At 39.3% G+C, this 17,867-nt stretch carries 21 protein-coding genes and 1 riboswitch; of the genes, 8 read left to right on the top strand and 13 right to left on the bottom strand.

The genetic code is table 11. The features are described from left to right. Positions 1 to 23: 23 nt before the first annotated feature. Positions 24 to 1,616 (bottom strand): malate synthase A, encoded by a 1,593-nt coding sequence (aceB, locus tag NSQ84_RS04810; RefSeq protein ID WP_063386618.1) that lies wholly within the window; start codon positions 1,614 to 1,616, stop codon positions 24 to 26. Positions 1,617 to 2,004: 388 nt separating this feature from the next. Between aceB and NSQ84_RS04805 the strand changes: the two genes are divergently transcribed. Further along, a complete protein-coding gene (locus NSQ84_RS04805; protein ID WP_339212276.1) occupies positions 2,005 to 3,456 on the top strand; it encodes an AbgT family transporter in 1,452 nt (483 codons plus the stop codon). Positions 3,457 to 3,556: 100 nt separating this feature from the next. Here the strand turns inward: NSQ84_RS04805 and ytpR are convergent, their stop codons facing one another. The 5 genes from ytpR to NSQ84_RS04780 all read right to left on the bottom strand — a co-directional run bounded on the left by ytpR (position 3,557) and on the right by NSQ84_RS04780 (position 7,039). Continuing rightward, entirely contained in the window at positions 3,557 to 4,162 is a 606-nt protein-coding gene (gene ytpR, locus NSQ84_RS04800) for a YtpR family tRNA-binding protein (protein ID WP_063386617.1), read from the bottom strand. Beyond that, a complete protein-coding gene (locus tag NSQ84_RS04795) occupies positions 4,159 to 4,977 on the bottom strand; it encodes a DUF1444 domain-containing protein (RefSeq protein ID WP_063386616.1) in 819 nt (272 codons plus the stop codon). Before NSQ84_RS04795 ends, ytpR begins: the two co-directional genes overlap by 4 nt. 33 nt (positions 4,978 to 5,010) lie before the next feature. Beyond that, entirely contained in the window at positions 5,011 to 5,328 is a 318-nt protein-coding gene (locus tag NSQ84_RS04790; RefSeq protein WP_063386615.1) for a thioredoxin family protein, read from the bottom strand. Between the two features lie 91 nt (positions 5,329 to 5,419). Next, positions 5,420 to 5,941: a DUF84 family protein gene (locus NSQ84_RS04785; protein ID WP_311067012.1), complete on the bottom strand. Its 522-nt coding sequence runs from the start codon at positions 5,939 to 5,941 to the stop codon at positions 5,420 to 5,422. Between the two features lie 24 nt (positions 5,942 to 5,965). Next, positions 5,966 to 7,039: a M42 family metallopeptidase gene (locus tag NSQ84_RS04780; protein WP_339212274.1), complete on the bottom strand. Its 1,074-nt coding sequence runs from the start codon at positions 7,037 to 7,039 to the stop codon at positions 5,966 to 5,968. A 145-nt stretch (positions 7,040 to 7,184) separates the two neighbouring features. Here NSQ84_RS04780 and NSQ84_RS04775 point away from each other — a divergent pair, with 145 nt between their 5' ends. After that, the gene (locus NSQ84_RS04775; protein WP_063386612.1) at positions 7,185 to 7,499 is read left to right on the top strand and encodes a PepSY domain-containing protein; all 315 of its coding nucleotides are present in this window, start codon (positions 7,185 to 7,187) and stop codon (positions 7,497 to 7,499) included. A 49-nt stretch (positions 7,500 to 7,548) separates the two neighbouring features. Continuing rightward, positions 7,549 to 8,331, top strand: a complete 783-nt coding sequence (locus tag NSQ84_RS04770) for an arginase family protein (protein ID WP_339211130.1) — start codon at positions 7,549 to 7,551, stop codon at positions 8,329 to 8,331. A gap of 129 nt (positions 8,332 to 8,460) precedes the next feature. On the opposite strand, the gene trmB is transcribed toward NSQ84_RS04770, so the two are convergent. Continuing rightward, positions 8,461 to 9,102, bottom strand: coding sequence for a tRNA (guanosine(46)-N7)-methyltransferase TrmB (gene trmB / locus NSQ84_RS04765; RefSeq protein ID WP_063386610.1), 642 nt, complete (start codon positions 9,100 to 9,102; stop codon positions 8,461 to 8,463). Between the two features lie 118 nt (positions 9,103 to 9,220). On the opposite strand from trmB, the gene NSQ84_RS04760 reads away from it, so the two are divergent. Continuing rightward, positions 9,221 to 9,499, top strand: a complete 279-nt coding sequence (locus NSQ84_RS04760; protein ID WP_063386609.1) for a YtzH-like family protein — start codon at positions 9,221 to 9,223, stop codon at positions 9,497 to 9,499. Here the strand turns inward: NSQ84_RS04760 and NSQ84_RS04755 are convergent. From NSQ84_RS04755 to thpR, 5 genes are all read right to left on the bottom strand, one after another. Then, on the bottom strand, positions 9,483 to 10,277 hold the full coding sequence (locus NSQ84_RS04755; protein WP_082829584.1) for a phosphotransferase family protein: 795 nt from the start codon (positions 10,275 to 10,277) through the stop codon (positions 9,483 to 9,485). The genes NSQ84_RS04760 and NSQ84_RS04755 overlap by 17 nt on opposite strands. A gap of 198 nt (positions 10,278 to 10,475) precedes the next feature. Next, the gene (locus NSQ84_RS04750) at positions 10,476 to 11,240 is read right to left on the bottom strand and encodes an NERD domain-containing protein (RefSeq protein WP_130157150.1); all 765 of its coding nucleotides are present in this window, start codon (positions 11,238 to 11,240) and stop codon (positions 10,476 to 10,478) included. A gap of 24 nt (positions 11,241 to 11,264) precedes the next feature. Next, a complete protein-coding gene (locus NSQ84_RS04745; RefSeq protein ID WP_186439324.1) occupies positions 11,265 to 11,951 on the bottom strand; it encodes an LrgB family protein in 687 nt (228 codons plus the stop codon). A 9-nt stretch (positions 11,952 to 11,960) separates the two neighbouring features. After that, entirely contained in the window at positions 11,961 to 12,338 is a 378-nt protein-coding gene (locus NSQ84_RS04740) for a CidA/LrgA family protein (protein WP_311067008.1), read from the bottom strand. A gap of 24 nt (positions 12,339 to 12,362) precedes the next feature. Further along, positions 12,363 to 12,917, bottom strand: coding sequence for an RNA 2',3'-cyclic phosphodiesterase (gene thpR, locus NSQ84_RS04735; RefSeq protein WP_063386605.1), 555 nt, complete (start codon positions 12,915 to 12,917; stop codon positions 12,363 to 12,365). A gap of 125 nt (positions 12,918 to 13,042) precedes the next feature. Here thpR and cysK point away from each other — a divergent pair, with 125 nt between their 5' ends. From cysK to NSQ84_RS04720, 3 genes are all read left to right on the top strand, one after another. Then, entirely contained in the window at positions 13,043 to 13,975 is a 933-nt protein-coding gene (gene cysK, locus NSQ84_RS04730) for a cysteine synthase A (protein ID WP_063386604.1), read from the top strand. A 52-nt stretch (positions 13,976 to 14,027) separates the two neighbouring features. Next, a riboswitch (guanidine-I (ykkC/yxkD leader) is annotated at positions 14,028 to 14,128 on the top strand. 57 nt (positions 14,129 to 14,185) lie between these two features. Beyond that, on the top strand, positions 14,186 to 14,524 hold the full coding sequence (locus NSQ84_RS04725; protein ID WP_130157146.1) for a multidrug efflux SMR transporter: 339 nt from the start codon (positions 14,186 to 14,188) through the stop codon (positions 14,522 to 14,524). Continuing rightward, on the top strand, positions 14,521 to 14,835 hold the full coding sequence (locus NSQ84_RS04720) for a multidrug efflux SMR transporter (protein WP_130157144.1): 315 nt from the start codon (positions 14,521 to 14,523) through the stop codon (positions 14,833 to 14,835). The genes NSQ84_RS04725 and NSQ84_RS04720 overlap by 4 nt, the downstream gene beginning before the upstream one ends. Before the next feature lie 7 nt (positions 14,836 to 14,842). Here the strand turns inward: NSQ84_RS04720 and pepV are convergent, their stop codons facing one another. Beyond that, positions 14,843 to 16,237: a dipeptidase PepV gene (gene pepV / locus NSQ84_RS04715; RefSeq protein ID WP_339212272.1), complete on the bottom strand. Its 1,395-nt coding sequence runs from the start codon at positions 16,235 to 16,237 to the stop codon at positions 14,843 to 14,845. A 158-nt stretch (positions 16,238 to 16,395) separates the two neighbouring features. Here pepV and NSQ84_RS04710 point away from each other — a divergent pair, with 158 nt between their 5' ends. Next, positions 16,396 to 17,697: an NCS2 family permease gene (locus tag NSQ84_RS04710; RefSeq protein ID WP_063386600.1), complete on the top strand. Its 1,302-nt coding sequence runs from the start codon at positions 16,396 to 16,398 to the stop codon at positions 17,695 to 17,697. The last annotated feature ends 170 nt before the right edge of the window (positions 17,698 to 17,867 follow it).

Here is a 17,867-nt window from a genome sequence, read left to right as displayed (position 1 = left end):
TCTCCCCTTTTTTGAAATATTTTTTAATTTAATCTTTCATAGCCTGGAAGCGTCAGAAAATCTACGAATTCATCATTTCTCACAAGCTCATCAAACAATTTCGCCGCTTCATCAAAACGCCCTTTTTGATAGGCTTCTTCACCAAACTCTTGTTTTATTTTTTCCAGCTCTTCCTGCTTAATTTTTTCATAAAGCTCTATTGTAACCTTCCGTCCGTCCTCCAACACCCCCTTTGGATGACGAATCCATTGCCATACCTGTGCCCTTGAAATTTCTGCCGTTGCAGCATCCTCCATCAAATTGTGGATAGGTGCAGCTCCTCTTCCAGAAAGCCATGATGCAAGATAACGAATGCCGACATCAATGTTCGTTCTTAATCCTTGCTCTGTAATTGTTCCTTCCGGGACTTCAAGAAGCTGTTCTGCTGAAATCTCAACATCTAGCTGTTTATCAATCTGGTTAGGTTGTTTCATATATTGGTCAAAAATTTCTTTGGCAACCGGTACAAGCGCAGGATGTGCCACCCATGTGCCATCGTGTCCATCTTTCGCTTCCCGCTCTTTATCAGCGCGCACTTTTTGGAACGCCTCTTCATTTTTCACCGGATCATCTTTAACCGGAATTTGCGCTGCCATTCCTCCAATGGCATGAACGTTCCGGCGATGGCACGTTTTAATCGCGAGCAGAGAATACGCCCTCATAAACGGAACCGTCATCGTTACTTGCGCCCGATCAGGTAAAATGACGTTTTGATCGTTTCGGAATTTTTTCAGATAGCTAAAAATGTAATCCCATCTGCCGCAATTCAATCCAGCTGAATGCTCTTTCAGCTCGTATAATATTTCGTCCATTTCAAACGCGGCCAATATCGTTTCAATCAGAACGGTCGCTTTAATCGTCCCCCGCTTTACCCCCAATTCATCTTGCGCGAAACAGAAAACATCGTTCCACCATCTGGCTTCTAAGTGGCTTTCCAGCTTCGGCAAATAAAAGTAAGGTCCGCTTCCTCTTTTGATCAGTTCTTTTGCATTGTGGAAGAAATATAGGCCAAAATCAAACAGACTGCCTGAAATCCGTTTTCCATCCAATAGGACATGTTTTTCTTCTAGATGGAGTCCTCTCGGCCGCACGATCAGCGTTGCCGTTTCTTCATTCAGCTTATATACCTTTCCGTTTTCATTCACATATTCAATCGTTTTGTTGACCGCATCCCTTAAGTGAATTTGTCCTTCCACAATATTTTCCCAAGTCGGTGATGTTGCATCTTCAAAGTCCGCCATAAAAACTTTTGCGCCTGAATTTAAGGCATTGATAATCATTTTCCGGTCGACAGGTCCAGTAATTTCAACTCTGCGATCCTGCAAATCTTTTGGAACAGGCGGTATCGTCCAGTCCCCTTTTCGAATATGTTCCGTCTCCTTTAAAAACGACGGCTTCTCTCCTTCATTAATTCGCCTTTCCCGTTCTTTCCTCAGTTCAAGCAGCTCGATTCTTCTTGAACCAAATGTTTGTTCAAGCTTTTCGACGAACTGAAGGGCTTCGTTCGTTAAAATCTCCCTATAAGAAGGCAGAAGAGTTCCCTTCACTTCCAGCCTAGATGCTGCACTAGCCTTCACGTTTCCTCACCTACCTTGTTATAAAACAGTTTTTAAATTACATTTTTAATATATAACAGATTAATACAGATTGGAAGACTTTTTTGAAAATTCGTTGTTTTCGTTTTCTTATCACATTCAATAAGTTTTTATTAACTTCCCTTTTTCGCTCGTACATCCGATACATACCTCTATATCAATCAGCACTTTTTGAAGACTTAAATAATTTTATGTTATTTTTTATAACATGATTTCGCTTTTCAAATTAAAATAATTGTAAAATTTAATAGATTTTACAAAAAAATAGTTCATTTTCAGTGAAAATAACCAATGACAGAATAGCTACCACAAATTATTATGTTATAAAAACGAACATAAAGTGTCACAAACAGAGGAGGAGGGATAAAAAATGGAAGCTGAAAAAGGTGTAAAAAATGCAGCTTTTATTAATCAAAAACCACAATTGGAGAAAAAGAAATTAAGAATGCCTCATATTTATGTCATATTGTTTGTTTTAATAATTCTTGCTACAGCCGCTACTTATTTTGTACCTGCTGGCGTTTATGAACGTATTCCAGGACCTGAAGGAAGAACAACGATTGATCCAAACTCATTTGATTTTGTTGAAGCAGCACCTGTAAGTCCTGTTGAATTTATGATGGCAGTCCCAAAAGGATTAGTTGCAGCAAGTGATATCGTTTTTTTCACTTTGATCATCGGCGGTATATTTGCCGTTATTCGAAAAACAGGACTTATAGAAATAGGAGTAGAGAAACTAGCAAGAACATTTGCTTCCAATGGTATTGTGTTAATTCCAGTTTTAATGACTGTATTCGCAATTATATGCAGTTTAATTGGAACGCAAGAACTGAGTTTAGTTTATATACCTGTAATTCTCCCCCTATTTATTGCTTTAGGATTTGATTCAATGGTGGCGGCGGCGGTTGCTTTAGTTGCAACTACTGCTGGTTTTATGACAGGCTTTCTTAACCCTATTAATACTGGTTTAGGTCAAAAAATTGCAGGACTTCCAATATACTCAGGTATAGATTTTCGCATAGCGGCTTTCGTTGTCTTTGTTTTAGCAGGAATGATTTACATTATGCAATATGCTAAAAAAGTTAAAAAGAATCCTGAAGCAAGCTTAGTATATAAAGACGATCATGCTAAAAGGAATATGTACTTCAATCAATCTGTATCCAAAAGGAATGAAATGAATAAAAAACAAAAAGCTGCTTCTTTTGCATTGTTATCCTTTTTTGTCTTATTAGTGTACGGTGTTTTAACTCAAGGCTGGTTTATGTTAGAAATGGCTGGACTGTTCATTATAATGGGTGTGGTTGTAGGTCTGATCGCTGGATTAACATTAAACGATATTTGCGAAGCATTTAATGACGGTTTTCGTGAAGTTTTAGTTGGGGCAATCATTGTTGGTATTGCCAGAGCAGTATCAGTAGTTATGGAAGACGGGCAAATAATGGACACCATTGTCCATACACTAGGAACGATAGTAGGCGAAATACCAGGAACATTTAGTGTCATTGGGATGTTTATTGTCCAAATGCTATTTAGCTTTTTAATTCCGTCAGGCAGCGGACAAGCATTAGTTACTATGCCGATTTTAGCTCCGCTTTCTGATTTAATCGGAGTTACGAGACAAACAGCTGTTTTGGCCTACCAATTTGGAGACGGGCTAGGCAACATATTATTTCCAACTTCAGGATATTTTATGGCTGCACTAGCACTAGCTGGAGTTTCATGGCAAAAATGGGTTCGCTTTTATGTACCATTATTTTTAATTTGGTTTGGATTATCTGCTATTTTCCTGATCACCGCTCATTTCATTCAGTGGAACGGTTGAATCATGATTTAAAATGAGTCAAAAATTAATAAATCATCATATAAAAAACACGCGGCAAACAAAATGTTTTCCGCGTGTTTTTTGAAATTTTATCGCATTTTTACTTAAAAAACGGCTCCCCTGGCTTTCGACTATCTTCCAATACAAGAATCCCTTTTTCTTTTGGTGCATTGGGCAGGTTTAATTCTTTTGCCGAACAGATCATGCCGCTCGAGGAAATGCCTCTTAGTTCAGCTTCTTTTATCACCATTCCGCTTGGCATAACCGCTCCTACCTTTGCAACAACAACTTTTTGTCCAGCCGCAACATTCGGTGCCCCGCAAACAATTTGAAGCACTTCATCCCCCACATCGACTTTGCATACACTTAATTTGTCAGCGTTCGGATGCTTTTCTTTTTCCAATACATGGCCAACGACAAATTTCGGTGATAAATCCGCCTCCAGCTTATCTGAAAAACCATTTTGCGCAATTGTTTGATTGATCTTTTCCACCATTTCTGCCGTTACATCTAATTGGCCGTTTCCGTCAAGCGAAAAATAAGAAGTTGCCTGAAAAATGTTGAAGCCTGCTGTTTCATTAGTTTCAGCATCAAATATTTTTACAACATCTCCTTTTCTTTCAAACCGCTTCTGTTCATACGGTATATCTTTTAAAGAGATGATGAGTACATCGCCGATTCCTTCTTTATTGTAAAATACATTCATTGCTTGTCATCGTCTCCTTTCGTCAGTTTTCTGCGGTTTTTTGCCAAAATAAAGATCGGTTCGAGCTTTTTGTTTTCATAAATAAAGGATAAAGCCGTAATCGGCACCCTCCCATTTGTAAAAAAGCTCATCGTCAGCTGTGCCAGCACGTCATAACCCGTTTCATTTCGAATGTCGCCTATGATCAGCACGTCTTGATGAGGGACGCTGACAGTCATGTCCCCTTGAACTTTTGATTCATATTCTTTTAAAATTGACTCATTTAAAATCCTGCTGGCATCGTAGCCGTCATTTGAATTAAAAAAATAAAAAACATTGCCTGCGACCTTATCTTCTTTTACTTTTGTCGGCAATGAACGCAAATTAAAGGCAGCCATTTCCTTCAATTGCTGGCGCGTCCAATTCTCCTTCTTCATCATCTGTTCATCAATTAGGCGATACGAATTTCCGAGATCAAGGGCATAATAAATGCGGGTCTCAGCAGTATGATCCTCAAAAATAAGAGGAACGCCATTCGACTCAACCGGAAAGGAAGTTGAGCGAATGACAGGATAAATCTGTTTTTCCTTGCCGCTTAATGCACCTTCATTTTTCATAGCTGAGAGAGACTCGGTTATGTAATAAACGAATTCATCAATCGCTTTTTCTTTTTTTTCGTTCCATTTTGAAATAATACCTGGCAAGGAGAGTGTCAGCCCTTTTTTCAATTCTGGATCTTCGATTCTTAACGTATCCTTTTTTCGATTAAATGAAAAGTGAAATGAGTAATCATTTAACTTCTCTTTTAACAATTCGACCATTTGTTCAGAATTCATAAGGCTGATCATCTCCTTTTTATTTTCTTTATATTAAAGATTTAAGCCATCTAAAAATTGCTGAACTTCCTCTTTTGTTTTCCGATCTTTGCTGACGAAGCGTCCGATCTCTTTTCCCTCGTTAAATGCGATAAAGCTTGGGATGCCAAAAACATTTAATTCTGCGCATAAATCGATATATTCATCCCGATCGACATAATAAAATGCGAACTGCGGATTCTCCTTTTCCAATTCAGGAAGATGCGGCTTAATAAACCCGCAATCTGGACACCAATCAGCCGAAAATACAAATAAAGCATTTTTTCCTTTCGTAAGCTCCCAAAAATGATCAACAGATTGAATGTTTTCCATCTCTGCAAGTCTCCTTTTATCTTTTTTCATTGGCATCGTAACAAATCTCAGCAAAAAAAGCTACTAACTCGCATGCCTGAGCCGATCAAAGTTAATTTTTTTTGGAAAATTGATATTGTCCTATTAACAGCTTCACGATATGTGCAAACATTTCTTTACGGTCGATAAAGCCGTTTGTAAAGATTCCGATTGCTCCTTCTCGATGTCTCACATTTCTTTTTTTCGCATATGCATCCATTACATCTCCAAGCTCCAAGCCTTTTTTCAACGGCTCAAGAAATTCATTCGGGAGCGGGATTCTCGCCCCTCCAGCAATATATTCATTTCCATCTTTATCAATTAATGCACCCCAATTGCATAAAAACAATCCGCGAGGTGTAACATCCACACCCCCCTCAAGACCAACCGAAAGATCCGGTTTAACTTTTTCAAAGACATTTTTTGCCCGATTTAATGCCCCCTGCAATGTTTCCTCATCGGAAAATGGCTGTGTTGAAACCCCGGATGGAACATCAACTGAGATGAATTCCATGTTCTTCTCTTCCAAAAGAGAAAAGGTCTCCTTCACCGCATTGATTTTCGCCAGGTTTTTCGATCCGATTGCGACATTCATTTTTTCCCTCCGGAATGTTTTATGTTAAACGTTTTGCTTAATCTTTTCAACAGTGGATCGATCGCAAGCTTTTATGAGCTTCACAAGCAATTCTTTTGCTGCTAAATAATCATCGACATGGATAATCGAAGCATGAGTATGAATATATCGGGCGCATATCCCGATTACCGCTGAAGGCACTCCGCTGCCAGAAATATGCACTCGGCCTGCATCTGTTCCGCCTTGGGATGTAAAATATTGATATGGAATATTGTTTGTTTCAGCTGTGTCAAGAATAAATTCCCGCATTCCCCGATGAGTGACCATTGTCCGATCATAAATTCTCAGCAGAACACCTTTTCCAAGCTGACCAAATTCGTTTTTGTCCCCGCTCATGTCGTTGGCAGGACTCGCATCCAATGCAAAAAAGATGTCCGGCTTAATCAAATTGGCGGCCGTTTGCGCTCCCCTTAACCCTACTTCTTCCTGGACAGTCGCTCCAGAATACAAAACGTTTGGCAATGTTTCATCTTTCACTTCTTTCAACAGCTCAATGGCCAGCCCGCATCCATACCTGTTGTCCCAAGCTTTTGCCAAAATTTTTTTCGAATTAGCCATCGGCGTAAACGGGCAGACCGGCACAATTTGCTGTCCTGGCTTGATTCCTATGGCTTCCGCATCTGAGCGATTATCAGCGCCGATATCAATCAGCATATTTTTAATTTCCATCGGCTTTTTCCGAACTTCCTCATTGAGCAAATGCGGAGGGATGGATGCGATCACGCCGATCACCGGACCGCTTTCAGTTATAATTTGCACGCGCTGCGCCAGCAAAACATGACTCCACCATCCTCCCAGCGGCTGAAAGCGGATCATTCCATTTTCTGTAATAGATGTGACCATAAAGCCTACCTCGTCCATATGGCCTGCAACCATTATAGTTGGTCCATCCTCACTGCCTTTTTTCACTCCAAAAATGCTGCCGAGTTTGTCTTGAACGATCTCATCTGCATATTTTTCTAGCTCTTTGCGCATAAATGAGCGAACAGCGTGTTCATTGCCTGATGCACCCGGCAGCTCTGTTAATGTTTTAAATAAATCCAACGTTTCGTTGTTCATGTTTATATCCCCTTCTTTAGCTTAATTTAGACCATCACGTACACAAAATATGTATAAACTTATTTTAGCGAATGATGAATGTATATTCCACAAATGTAACAAAACTGCGTTATACTAATAGTAAATTGTTTAAGGAGGGAAGATTGTGAAATGGAAAAATTTCCTGATCGGCTTCGCAGCAGGGATTGCCGTCGGATATGTATTAAAAAACGAATATAAAAAGCCGTTTCTTTCGCCGGAAAAAGCACTTGAATCGGTGAAAAAAGCTTTTAAACAAAAAGGCCCAATCAACGGATCCTGGATTTACACCATCCCGCAAGATTATGAAAAAAATGATATATCTTATAAAGTGTATGAGGCAGGAATCAGCCGTTTTTATAAAGGGAAAACTGAACAGTTTGAAGTTATTGTCGATGCATCGAGCGGAACCATTTTACATGTAAATCAGCTTTCCTCTTAACAAGAAACAGAGAAAACAAATTTCTTTGTCTCTTTGGGGAGTGAAAAAAATGGGGATTGTTAAAAAAGGTGTGACGATTTTACATTTTGATGAAACATACCATTATCAAAGAAAATTACAATCGTATTCTCACGAATGCATTGATTTCACTGATTTAGAAGGAACCCGGCTGTTTTGTGACGGACAATCGTTAAAAGTAATAAAAAGAAAGCTGTTGAGCCGCAAGCAAAAAGGAATTACGTTCATCGGCAGCGGCGATTATCACTATGTTACATATCTCCTGTTGAATGAAATAAAACTTCCGTTTACCCTTCTTCTATTTGACCATCATACAGACTTAGACGATTCTGCAATCGGGAGGAACATGCCAATTTCTTGCGGCTCATGGTTATCTTTTGCGCTAAAAGACAATCCTTTTTTAACAAAAGCCATTATCATCGGTCCAAAATGGACAGAAAAACAAGAAATAGAAAAAGTCAAGGTCATCCCGTATACACCTGAAAATCATCCGTATATTTTACAACAAATTCAACAAATACAAAATGATTTTGTTTATATTAGCATCGACAAAGATGTTTTAAAAAAAGGGGAGGCGGTGACAAACTGGGACCAAGGTACAATGAGTGCTGCAACATTGCTTTTTTATTTGCGGACAATATTAAATGAAAAAAAAGTGATCGGCCTCGATGTTTGCGGCGAGGCGCCGCGTAAAAGACTGGCTTTCTCCTTTCTCGAAGATCGAATGACGAATAAAAATGAAACGATAAATCTGAACATTTTAAAAATGTGCTTACGGAATCCTCACGTGTACGAAACAAATCAATTCGCCTAAAGTTTTTGCTTAAGCAAAAGACTGAAGAATGCAGAAGATTCATCCCTCGAAAATTCCATTTTTTATCAAAAAAAAAAAAAAAAACATCCCGCACACTATCGTGCAGGGATGTTTGTCTTTACCGAATTTTCACTTTCGCAATTTCACTTCCGCCCTATAAATCTTTTGTCCTTTTTTGGAAAATTTCTCTTCGTATTCCGTCATTACATTGTCTGTAAAATCACTTTGGTGAAGATCTAAACTTACCCATTTCAATAAAAATCCGTATTCGGAAAAACTGACAAGCGAATATTCAAACAGCCTTTGGTTATCCGTTTTAAAATGAATTTCACCTTCATCAGCTAAAATGCTCTCAAAAATGGAAAGAAAGGAATGATGTGTCAAGCGCCGCTTTGCATGGCGTTTTTTTGGCCAAGGATCTGAAAAATTTAAATAGATTCGCTCAACCTCGCCTTTCGCAAAAATTTCAGCTAACTGGCTCGCATTTACGTTCATAAGCTTTACATTCGGAAGTTCCTCTTCTTTTAATTTTTTTAAAGCCGAGACGAGGACACTTTCCTGAAGCTCAATGCCGATATAATTAATATGCGGATTTTGCTTCCCCATACCGACAATAAACTGTCCTTTGCCGGTGCCGACTTCTATATGAACGGGATGCTCATTCCCGAACAAATCGTTCCATTTCCCTTTCCATTCAAAAGGCTGCTGTATAACAAATTGGGGATGATTTCTTAAAAAATCTCCGGCCCAAGGCTTATTTCTTAAACGCATATTCCACCTCTGTTTATTTTTTTACTATGTCAAAAGAGCCGTATACTGAACGGCTCTTTATTGTATAGAAATCGAAATGATGTATATTCTAATCAATAAAGAAATGGGGTGAGAATGAATGCAATTGAATTATCGTGATCAACTGATGCTTCTGAAAGATATTTTATCTGAACATGAAAGTGAATGCTGCGGATCAGTAGCGGAATATGAGCAATTAGAGCGCCTCATTCGGTCATTAATGGCCAATGCTGAAGTTAATGATCAGTTAAAGCAATCGCTTGAAACAATATATACTTATTGCCAAAACGGGAAAAATTCCAGCGATATAACCGATTTTATCGCCTCACATCAAGGGCAGTTGACTCAATGGCTTGAGGATATCAATGCCCTTTCCTAAGCAAAGCATTTAAAAATTCCAGCTGCTCCGCCATTTCTTTTTCATTGTTTTTCTTTCTCAAAAAAGAGATGGACAAAATGACTTGAGCTAACATATACCAATGCATGCGAACTTTTAAATCGTCCGTTAAATCAGCTCCGTATTTTTTCAGCCATTCATCCCATTCACTTTCATGAATGTAAGTATATAACAGCATTCCTAAATCAATCGCCGGATCGGCAATCATTGCTCCATCCCAATCGATTAAATACAATTGGTTGTCCTCAGATAAAAGCCAGTTGTTATGATGAATATCACAATGGCAAACAACAGCTTCTTTATGCTGCACCTCTGTCACGTTTTGTTCCAAATAACATAGTGCTTGTCGAATAACCGGAAGCTCCAAAAGCTCCAAATTCGCTGCTTTTTTTACATTTTCGAGCAGCGTTTCAGGCGAGAGCGGCTCTTTTCCTAAACGTTTTAACATATCAAGTAGTTCATACGACCGATGGATTTTCTTTAGGAGCTCCGCAACGTGCTCGTTTTTCATATCTTTCGGTTTTAAACCGCGCCCGTTTAGCCAATGCTGCGCCGTAATCACATCACCGTTTTCCATTCTTTTCGTCCAAACGAGCTTAGGAACAATTCCTTCCGCTGACAAAACAGCTAAAAACGGCGAAGAATTGCGTTTTAAGAACAGTTTTTTTCCATTTTTTTCAGCATAAAAGGCTTCTCCTGTCGCTCCTCCTGCCGGAGATATTTCCCAATCGCTACCTAATACGTCTTCCAACCAATTCACCTTCAATTTCAAGCCCACATTTCGTTAGTAGATTCACCCTGCGCAATAAAAAAGACAGCTATTGAATTGAATGAGATGTTTCCAATAGCTATCCATAATAAATTTTATCTTCTAACAGTCTTTTTCGTCAAGAAAAAGTAAAAACATACCCTCATACTTCCATAAAGAACAACATGTAATCGAACATTTTCAAAAAATTCATTCATTAAATCGTTTTACCGCATTTGTTGCACATGATGCTAAAAGAGCCTTTACAGCTTTTAGTTGCATATTTTTAAAAGGAGAAGGCTGGCGCCGCATATTTTGAAACCAGTCGTCGTAGCTTCTCACATCAATTATTTCAATATCTGCCGGCAGCTCTGAAGCATGTATATATCCCGTTCTGTTTAATAATATTTTTCGAATTGGAAAGTCAACCTCCGCATTTGATAAAATCTGTTTTACTATATTTGCTGTCCGCTCCAATCCGATAATGGGAGATAATATTTTTTTCTCGCCTTGATCGTCCCGTTTCAGCCAAAATTTCTGTTTTGTACCGATTAATACGTTGTTTTCTTTATATTCTAATGCGGTAAGGCATACGATATCTGTTGGCCGAATGATGATAATTTCTCCTTGGACAGAGGCTTTTTTAATAAGAAAAACCGGATAATACATGACAAAATAAGTGTCAGGAAACCGCTGCAAAAAATATTTGAGCAGCGAATCCTTTTCAAAAGCTTCATCCATCGGGGAAATTTCCCGAATGGTAGAGCTTGCCCATACAAGCTGGGAGTTGAAAATCCGATCTAAAAACAATTGTTTTTCACTATCTAAGGTTGAATGAGCAAATTGGATACTCTCAAACCTTTTTTTAATTTCTTCCCACTGTTGTTTTTTCAAGCGGATAAATTGATTGGCATAACGATTTAGATCTATTTCATACCTTGATATATAATCCTCCATTTTAATCAACTGAGCCAAGATCGCGTCATCTCCTCTTTATCTCTACAAAAATAGCTGAACAACGTACGGGCAGATAATGGAAGCAAATATAGCGCTTAACGTCATCGAAATCGAACCGATTGCTCCTTCCAGACTGCCGTATTCTGCTGCCCTCGCTGTGCCAATTCCGTGGGAAGCTGTACCATATCCGATCCCAATAGCAATTGGATGATGTATGCGAAGTAATTTCAATAAATAAGGTCCAAACATCGCACCAAATATTCCTGCTATCATGACATAAACTGCAGCAAGGGTAGGATTACCTCCAATTATGTCTGTGATATCCATAGCTACCGGCGAAGTGACCGATTTGGGTGCAAGCGAAAGAATCAGTTCCTTATCTATTCCGAATAAAACAGCCATCATAATTCCTGAACACAGCCCGATAATCGTGCCGACGACAACGCTCAAAACAATTGATACAGCGTACTTTTTCAATGTTGATCGATGCTTGTACAGCGGGAATGCCAGCGCGACTACGGCAGGGCCTAGAAGCTCATCAATCCATTTTCCTCCATACATGTACGTATGATACGAAATATGAAATGTAATCAATAAACTAATGATGACAAATGTTGAAGTGGCAATCGGAACTAATAATGGAATATGGATTTTATTGTACAATTTAACCATTAGCCAATAAATCAGCACTGTAGCAAGTATCATTAAGATGGAGACTATTATTTTCATAAGCTTTGATCACTCCCATTCTGCCCAGCAGCCTGCTTTTTTTTTGGCAGCGGTCATCTGGCTGACAAAAGATGAAATGGACATCACCAGCACCGTGCTAATAATGACAATGAATACTGTCAAGATACCTTTTGATTGGAACAGCGAAAAATATTCCATCACCCCAACTGTCGCAGGAATAAATAAAAGGGCAAGATGCTTGACTAAAAAAGAGCATCCGTCTTTCACTAAATTTTGAAAAGGCTCGTAATGCAAAAGAGCGAAAAGAATCAACATGCCTATAATGCTTCCTGGAATCATTAAATGAAACAATTTTTGAAGGAACGTGCCAATAACATAAATGACATACAACAAACCTATTTGCCATATCAAATTAAATATTTTCAATTTTTTTACCCCTTACTCCTCTCATTATCCTCCAAGAGGAATTTGTTTGATCGCTTCATATTTAGGCGTTTGGTCAATATTCGTTTGGAATAAAGTAACAGAACCCACATGAAAATGTTCGTTTAACAAATATGGGGCGCTTTTCTCCTCCAAGGAAAATGAAAGCTGTCCTTCCCATTTTCTGGCGACAGTAATATGAGGTCTAAACGGACGTTCATCTAAAGAGAAATCGAAAGCTTTGCACGTATTATAAACTTCATTTCGCAACTGGTATAATAACTCGTTTTCTTTCACGCCTACCCATAAAATTCGCGGATGTTCCCGTTTCCCAAAAATTCCTGCCTCTGAAAGTTCAAGTGAAAAAGACGGAATTTTCCGGCAGGGCTCAAGCAAGCTTTCTGACAGCAAAGCAAGCCTCTTTGCATCAACATTCCCTAAAAACACTAATGTTACATGATAGTCAAAAGGATGGACGTAACGCGAAAAGTGCCACCGATCTTGATTCGCTGATATCCATTTTGTAATACTTTTTGCCGTTTCAATCGGAACATCCAATGCAAGAAAATAATGTTTTTGCATTTTTTCTATCCTCACTTTCGAACATATTGTAGCAAAAACTGCGCATTCTTTGTATATCCGAGTTTTTCTGTCCGTATAAATTATGATATGATATGGATGGACTATATCAAAAGGAAGTGTTTTGAATGCGCGTAGTTCATAATATCGCTGATTTAATAGGAGAAACTCCATTAGTCAAATTAAACAGAATTAGCCCGAAAAACGGCGCAGATATTTATGTAAAGCTTGAGTATTTTAATCCTACCCGCAGCGTTAAGGACAGAGCTGCTTATAATATGATCGTAGAAGCTGAAAAACAAGGTTTGTTAAAACCGGGAGCTACAATTATTGAACCGACAAGCGGCAACACTGGCATTGGGCTCGCCATGAATGCGGCCGCCAAAGGATATCGGGCAATTATTGTCATGCCGGACACCATGACAGAAGAACGGATCAATTTGCTGAAAGCATACGGAGCTGAAGTTGTATTAACGCCTGGGGACGAGAAAATGCCCGGTGCGATTAAAAAGGCGCAAGAACTGGTAAAGGAAATACCGAACAGCTTCATACCGATGCAGTTTGAAAACCCTGCCAACCCAGATGCCCACCGGAAAACAACAGCTTTAGAAATTGTCGAAGCAATGAAAGAAATAGGAAAACCGCTTTCCGCTTTTGTTGCAACGTCTGGAACAGGAGGAACAATCACCGGCACGGGAGAAACGTTAAAAAAATATTTTCCTGAGATGACCATTCACGTTGTCGAGCCTGCTGGGTCACCTGTTTTATCCGGGGGCAGTCCTGGCAAGCATAAACTTGTCGGAACAAGTCCTGGCTTTATCCCTAAAACATTAAACACGAACATTTATGATGAAATACACAAAGTGAAGGACGATGAAGCGTACGAAATCACCCGCAGACTCGCCAAGGAAGAAGCTATATTAGTGGGACCTTCATCAGGTGCTGCATGTTTTGCCGCAATTCAAGTTGCAAAAAGATTATCTCCTGATGATGTTGTCGTGTGCATGACGGCTGATACAGGCGAACGCTATTTATCAAGCGATTTGTTCTTATTTGAATAACCGATTATAAATTGCCTTCTTGCTGTTTCTGTGAGATAATTGAATCTAATTATGTAAAGTTTTCTAGGGTTCCGCAAGTGCCGTTCGCTTGGACTGGTCCGAGAGAAAACGCACAAATTGCTGTGTACACGGAAGGATAAAAGCCTGGGAGAATGACCTTATGGTTTCTCGCAGGCTTTTTTGATTGTGATGGAAAGGAGGAATTTGTTTATGAATTGGTTTTTAATCGTTGTTTCGGCTATTTTTGAAGTGGCGTGGGTCATCGGCTTAAAGCACTCAGACAATGTTTTGGAATGGATGCTAACCGTGATCTCTATTTGCATAAGTTTTTTGCTGCTTCTTTATTTAACTAAAAAATTGCCGACAGGAACGGTATATACAATATTTGTCGGACTCGGCACTTTAGGAACAATTTTATGTGAGATTATTTTATTCGACGCCCATTTCAGCCCGATGAAAATGGTATTTATTTTGTCGCTAATTTGCGGAATCATCGGGCTGAAATATCAAACAAGCAAATTGGAAGCAAAAGAAGGTGACAAATCTTGAGCTGGATATTTTTAATTATTGCAGGATGCTGCGAAGTCATCGGCGTAACAGGATTAACAAAAGTGAACTCGTCGCCAAGCTTCTCATCCTTCTTTATGCTAATTGGCGGATTTATTTTAAGCTTATATTTTTTATCGCTTTCGATGAATGAAATCCCGATGAGCATTGCCTATGCAGTCTGGACAGGTATCGGCACTGTCGGCAGCACGCTCGTCGGCATGTATGTATTCGATGAACCGAAAGACAAATGGAGAATAACATTTATCGCCTTAATTATCGTTTCTGTTATTGGGCTGAAGCTAGTAGACTAAAGGACACTTATTTGGCTAATTCATAAATCGCTTGAGCGTAGATGGCTGTCGCTTTTAACAGGTCTTCGATATAAATGTATTCGTCTTTTTGATGAGCGATATCTTCCCTTCCCGGAAACAACGGACCAAAGGCGATTCCTGCCTTGAGAGATCTGGCATAAGTGCCGCCGCCGATGGAGATGAGCTCCGCTTTTTGCCCTGTTTGCTCTTCATACACTTTTTTCAATGTTTGAATAAGCGGATGATTTTGTTCTACGTAATGGGGAGCTGAATCGGAAAAGTGAATAAGCTGGCAACCAGCTATTTTTTCTAGTTTTTCTTTAATCTCGCTCCCTTTTTTTGTTACAGGATAGCGGATATTAATGCTAACGGTTTTCTCTTTCCCCTTTTCGTAATGAATAATTCCGACATTCACCGTTAACTCACCGCTTACTTCATCTTGTGTTGAGATATCCAGCTTTTTCCCTCTTGTATCTTGATAAAAATAACGATTAATCCAATCAACAAAGCCTTTTCCTTCGCCATCCAGCGGCAATGCTGACAAAAAATTCGCCAAATAAATCCCGGCATTTTTTCCGTTATCAGGCTCCATCGCATGAGCGGATATCCCTTCAAGCTCGGCGACTGCACCTTCTTCATTTTGATACATTCGACCTTTTAACTGTGATGCTGATAAAAATTGCTTAAAGCTTTTTTCAACCTCTGAGAAATTTTGGACATTTCCAAGCACAGCTTTCGCAAAATCAGGAACCATGTTAAACCGTCTGCCGGAAGAAAAGCTTTTTAACACATATTTTCCTGCTGCATGTTTATTCACGCTATTCACCGAAAACACTGCATCGATTATCCCTTTTTCTGCATGAATAATTGGAAAATCAGCATCTGGCGCAAATCCGATGTCAGGCATTTCTTCATGCTTAAAGTAATGATCGACACAGCGCCAGTCACTTTCTTCATCAGTGCCAATGATCATTCTCACCCGCTTAGATAACGGAAGACCTAATTCTTTTACAATTTTCATGGCGTAGTATACTGCCATCGTCGGCCCTTTATCATCCAACGCACCGCGGGCATATATTTTCCCATCATGAATCGTTGCGCCGTAAGGATCAAATGACCAGCCGTCCCCTTCTGGCACGACATCAACATGGCAGAGGACGCCGACGATTTCCTTTCCTTTTCCCATTTCAATATGACCGGCATATCCGTCTAAATTTTTGACTTGAAACCCGTCTTTTTCCCCTTTTTGCAAAAGATGTTCTAACGCTTGCTTAATTCCTCTGCCAAACGGTGCTCCAATTTGTTTTGTTTTTTCATCGAGCACACTTTTGATTTGTAGAAATTTTTGTGTTTCTAAAATAATTTCTTCTTTTCTTTTTAACACTTCATCCATCCAGTTCATAATACGTTCGATCCTTTCTTTCTCTTATTATTTAAGTGTAACATAAAGATTCTCTTTTTTTTCAGCAAAAAATGTGGTTGCCTTCTTGCAAAATAGCCAAAAAACGAATATTATATATATGTTTTTATAAAATGTTCGTATTTAATTGGAGGTATCATATGTTTAAACTAAAAGAACACGGAACAAATGTTAAAACTGAAATTATTGCCGGTTTAACCACCTTTTTAACAATGGTATATATCGTTGTTGTCAACCCAATTATCTTATCGGAAGCAGGCGTTCCGTTTGATCAAGTGTTTACAGCGACAGTTGTTGCCACGATCATCGGTACTTTATGGATGGCGCTTTCGGCAAATTATCCGATAGCGATCGCTCCAGGTATGGGAATGAACGCATATTTTGCCTATACTGTTGTTGGGGCGGAAAAAGTTAATTATGAAATTGCCTTTTCAGCAGTATTTCTTGCAGGCATCCTGTTTATTATTCTTTCGCTAACTCCGTTTCGTAAACAAATAATCGAAGCCATTCCAAGCAATTTAAAAAATGGAATTACCGCCGGCATCGGTTTATTTATTGCGTTTATCGGACTAAGATTGACCGGGCTGATCACCGATCATCCGCAAAATTTAGTGACTCTTGGGGATCTGCATTCTCCTTCCGTCGTTCTCGCTCTTGTCGGCCTTGCTATAACTCTTATCTTAATGAGCTTGAATGTTCATGGTGCACTTTTTATCGGAATGATTTGTACCGGTATCATCGCATTTTTTACCGGACAATTATCGTTTGACCAAGGAATTGTTTCAATTCCAAAACTGCCGGAAGGCATTATAATCGCCAACCCGATTGATGCAATTGGGGATGTGATTCAACATGGTTTATTTGCAGTCGTCTTTTCCTTTTTATTAGTGACCATTTTTGACACAACTGGAACAATGATCGGCGTTGCCAAACAAGCAGGTTTAATGAAAGGGGATGAAATGCCGAACGCACGCAAAGCCCTTCTAGCTGACTCAATAGCAGCAACAGCAGGCGCTATGCTCGGAACAACTCCGACGAGTGCTTACATTGAGTCTTCTTCAGGAGTAGCTGCTGGCGGTAGAACTGGATTGACAACTTTAACCGTTGCCGTATTGTTTGGTGTTGCTGCATTTTTCAGTCCGATCGTTGCTGCTGTGTCCGGCATTTCAGCGATTACAGCACCTGCGTTAATTATAGTTGGAAGCTTAATGATGGGCTCAATTGCCGAAATTAATTGGAAAGAAATTGATGAAGCATTTCCGGCCTTTTTAGTCATTTTAAGCATGCCGCTTACATCAAGTATTGCAACTGGAATTGCGCTCGGATTTATCTCTTATCCTCTCATGAAAGTCATGAAAGGAAAATGGAAAGAGGTTCATCCATTTTTGTACATTTTCGCCGTACTATTTTTCATCCAGCTCTTTTTCCTGGGAGGTCATTAATTAAGAGGCTTTCCCAAAAGGAAAATCTATTAAAAATAAAAAATGGATATCGGGTTTTTGAAATTGGAGATGCCTCTCTAAGCTGATATGCACCCCTTAAGGTAGAGCAATCTGTTTTGCCTTAAGGGGAGTTTTTCTATGCATGTCATCCATTCTAAAGTGTCTTTCTA

Source organism: Aeribacillus sp. FSL K6-3256, assembly GCF_037965805.1.
Taxonomy (GTDB): domain Bacteria; phylum Bacillota; class Bacilli; order Bacillales; family Aeribacillaceae; genus Aeribacillus; species Aeribacillus composti.
Note: the sequence above shows the minus strand (reverse complement) of the source record. Positions and strands in the feature narration are given on the sequence as shown.